Genomic DNA, 3,759 nt, shown 5'->3' with positions numbered 1-3,759 from the left:
GCTTTTTGTACCAACTTTGGACTTATTTTTTGTAAGTTTTTTTCAATTTTTAATAGATTGTTAATTTTCCCTAAATTAGAAATTTTAAAACCCTTAGAAAAATCATTACGTGCTAATTTTCCAATTGTATATAATAAAGTCTCATTATTTGCTTGTTTAGTAAAATCAAATATTAATTTGTTAAATAAAATTTTTTTGCCCGCAACTTGCCTTACAACATCTTCTATGTTTTTAGCAGTTACTATTCCTAATTTTTCAAGTAGTTTTGTTTCTTTTGCTAATTTTAAAATTCTAGTTGTTCGTGCAGCACGAGTTAATTTACCAATACCCGCAATTGCTGGCAATAAATTTAAAGCGGTACTTTTTGCCGTAACTTCTGAGGTTAATTTATCATATATTTGATTGACTGTAAAATCAGTTGCTGTTTCTACTCCAAACGATATAAGGGCAGCAGCAAAATTAGATAATCCCGCACCTAATCCAACAGCAGAAGCAATCCCACCAGTTAAAACTGATAAACCAAGTGCTAAAACTTGTATTCCTAAAAATTCTAATAATTGTAAATCAAAACTTTTTTGTTGTTGGATTGACAATCTGGTTGGCGTTTTAACAGCATAAATAAGAGCAGTTTTTGTTGTTCCAATTGGCATTTTTATTTTTTATTTTGGGTTTTTTTAGTTGCTGCTGGAACTGTAATTTCCATTCTTGTTGTTTCACCAGTTAATCAATTTGTACCAATTAAACTATATGGTACCGAAACATTATTGCTAAAATTACCCTCATCTCTATCATTAAATATTTAATGATCATAATCTAAAATATTAACAATATAATCTGAAGTTGTTAAACCAGCATTAATTTTTTGAATTGCTTTAATAAAACCAGTATTCATTTCAGTAATTACATCTGCTTTTTTAGTTAAATCAGGAACTTCACTATATCAAGGTGTTTTTAAAGTTCCAATATTATCTTTATTAAATTGTTTAATACTTATTTGATTTACTTTTTGTACTTTATAATACTGAACTTGAGCAACACCAGTTGCATTATTTTTACCAGCAATATAAATATCAACATAAATATCTGTTGTAGTAATATCATAACTTGATAGTTAACCTTGATAATATAACGGTCATCAAACATAATCATCTGCTGTTAAACTTGCATCAACCGCTTTAACTACTTTTAAAACTTTATCATTTAAAAGCGGTCTTAAATCTTCACTTGATACTTTTTGTGGTACGACAATTCCTTTAATTATTTCATCATTTGTTAAACTATTAACATTTTTAATTTTACCGTGGATATCTATGGCGCTACTTACTTTGAATAAATTAGAAGGACTGTGCCACTATATTTATTTGGATTGCCAGTTGCTAATGCGCCAGTAGATGTAATATTAGAGAATGTTGCATCTCCAGTTTGATAATTAGTATTTTTTGTCTTAATAGCAGTTTCTAATTCTGCTGTTGTTGGTGTATCACCAGCCATTGTAATTTGACCTAAATTAGGTGTTGTAATAACTGTTGATAAAGGTATTACATAGGTGTGTTTAATAATTCCTTTTGGTTCAACTACTGCACCACCTAAATATAAAACTCTTTCCATAATTAAAGTATTACCCATTCCAGTACCTAATGCTGCTGCACCAACCCTTAATGGGGTGTGGTCTTTTTTACGTAAAATTAGTGGATCATATTTTTTACTAAATTTAAAGGCAATTGCATTAACACCATTTGGTAATAAAGTAATTGTTCCTTCTGAACCATCTTCATTAATAATGGGTAATTTTTTAGGAACCATATAATATGTTGTTCCTTCAACAGTTTTCATTGCTCCGCTTGTTTCAATTACACTATTAATTTGGTCATTTGCTCCAATTTGCAACTGTAATTTATTACGAATTCCACGGATAAAATCTGCTGAACCTAGTACAACTGTTTCTGATGGAGTAAAACCATTTTCATATATTTTATCCATAATTTCATCGTGGATTTGTAAAGCATTTGTATCATCTGCTTTATTTCCTTGAATAGTTGTAACTTCTCCTTTATTAATAATTTCTAAAATTTTATTTCGTTTATAAGCAACTTCAGTATCCATTGCTTGTTCAATATCAACAGCCCAAAGATTAGGGTTAAAATCACTTTCTACGGGGTCTAATTTACGAGCAAAAGTTAAAATTGTATTTAATACAACAGTTGCATCCTCAAATTCTACTGCTGAATATTTTAATAAATTATCATCTGTATTAAATACTTGTCCATTTTTTCCCAGACCTTGTTTATATTTAATATTTTTCTTTATTTTATATTGATAACCAAATTTATTTGCATCTTTTCATGCAAATAATGCTTCCCAGCTTAATTTTTGTTGATAAGTTTGTAAATATCATTGTTCAAATGTTTCTTTATCATTAACTATTGCTTGGTTTACAATATCACCGAAAATTCTTTGTGGATTTTGTGCCATAATTTTATTCCTTCTTTCTATTTATTAAATACATTGTCTGTATCTAAAATATTGTTTTGTTTTTCTTCTGTTTTTGGTACTCCACACCAGTATTAACTGTTTGTACCTTAATTAATTCATCATAAACACTTTGCAATTGTGTTTTTATGATTTCAATATCATCATTATCATCATTAATATCATAAGATTTTAATAAAACATTTTTAAATTCTTCATTAGAATTAATAAAGTCAATTACTTCAATTTGTTTTAATTGCAGCGTTTGTTGTTTAATTTGAGAAGTTAATTCAGTATTTTTTGTTTGTAATTCGTTGATTTGTTGATTACTATTTTCTAAATTACTTGCATTAAATTCTTCAACTTCAGCAGTATTTTCTAAAATAATTTCAGCAGTTTTAATGTCTAAACTACCATCTTCATTTTTAATTGGTTCATTTTCTTCATTGATAAGAACATATTTTACATTTTTTAATGCCATTGTTTTTCCTCCTATTTTTTAATATTTGTATTTGTTCTTTTTCTAATTGCTTTTTGTATAATTTCAAAACTATCTACTCGAAAAGATAAAAAATAGCGTTTAGTTTTTATATTTAACTGATTAAATACTGAGTCTTTAATTTTTATCTCATCTTCTTTTTTTAATTTCAAAAATTCAGTTAAAACAGATGGGTTATATATTGATAATGTTGAATAATTTAATCCGTCTCACTGACATTTAGCCGAACAAACATCAACTTCAACGCCACCAGCAACAAGTGCTTTAATTTTAGTTTTAATAGGATTTTCATGTAATTTAACAGTTAATTCTAAATTATTAACTTTTTTATTTTTTATTTTTTTTTTATTAGTTATTGATTTTTTAGATAAATTACTTTTTGTTTGTGCCATTTTTATCAACTCCTTTTAATAAAAAATATTGTAAATGCTTCCAAGCATCTAATTCATGCTCTGTCATTTTAATATTTCCTTTATAAATATAATTTTTCTTAACAACTGGCGATTGTAAAACATAATTTAAATTAAATAAATATTTACATAAAACTTTTAAACCACCAATAAATTTAGGAGTAGATAATGGGTTTTTTATTTTTAAACCTTTATGAAGTTGGTAATCTTCAATTATTACAATAACTTTGCTTAAATAAGAACAAATTTTATTTTTAAAATCATTTAATATTAAATACATATTATTTATTGCTTCTTCTTCAGAATTAGAACTAAAAGTAATATTATTAATTTTATTAATTATTTTCTTTTTCAAAAAATTATAAATAATAATACCAGTTT

Annotated in this window: 5 protein-coding genes; all 5 read right to left on the bottom strand. The window is 26.1% G+C overall.

Annotation, left to right across the window (positions count from 1 at the left end; genetic code table 4):
• Nucleotides 1-650, bottom strand: a 650-nt coding sequence (locus C6B38_RS01055) for a hypothetical protein (RefSeq protein WP_146693244.1), incomplete at its 3' end; no start/stop codon positions are given.
• A gap of 670 nt (nt 651-1,320) precedes the next feature.
• Complete coding sequence (locus C6B38_RS01050; protein WP_105298324.1) at nt 1,321-2,472, bottom strand: hypothetical protein; 1,152 nt, start codon at nt 2,470-2,472, stop codon at nt 1,321-1,323.
• 43 nt (nt 2,473-2,515) lie between these two features.
• Nucleotides 2,516-2,950 (bottom strand): hypothetical protein, encoded by a 435-nt coding sequence (locus C6B38_RS01045; RefSeq protein WP_105298323.1) that lies wholly within the window; start codon nt 2,948-2,950, stop codon nt 2,516-2,518.
• An 11-nt stretch (nt 2,951-2,961) separates the two neighbouring features.
• Complete coding sequence (locus C6B38_RS01040) at nt 2,962-3,360, bottom strand: hypothetical protein (protein ID WP_105298322.1); 399 nt, start codon at nt 3,358-3,360, stop codon at nt 2,962-2,964.
• Nucleotides 3,341-3,759: hypothetical protein (locus C6B38_RS09520; RefSeq protein ID WP_162475784.1), on the bottom strand; the 419-nt coding region annotated here is incomplete at its 5' end. The genes C6B38_RS09520 and C6B38_RS01040, both read right to left, overlap by 20 nt.

Source organism: Spiroplasma sp. ChiS, assembly GCF_002968355.1.
Taxonomy (GTDB): Bacteria; Bacillota_I; Bacilli_A; order Mycoplasmatales; family Mycoplasmataceae; genus Spiroplasma; species Spiroplasma citri.
The sequence above is the reverse complement of the archived record's forward strand: the minus strand, read 5'-3'. Positions and strand labels throughout refer to the sequence as shown.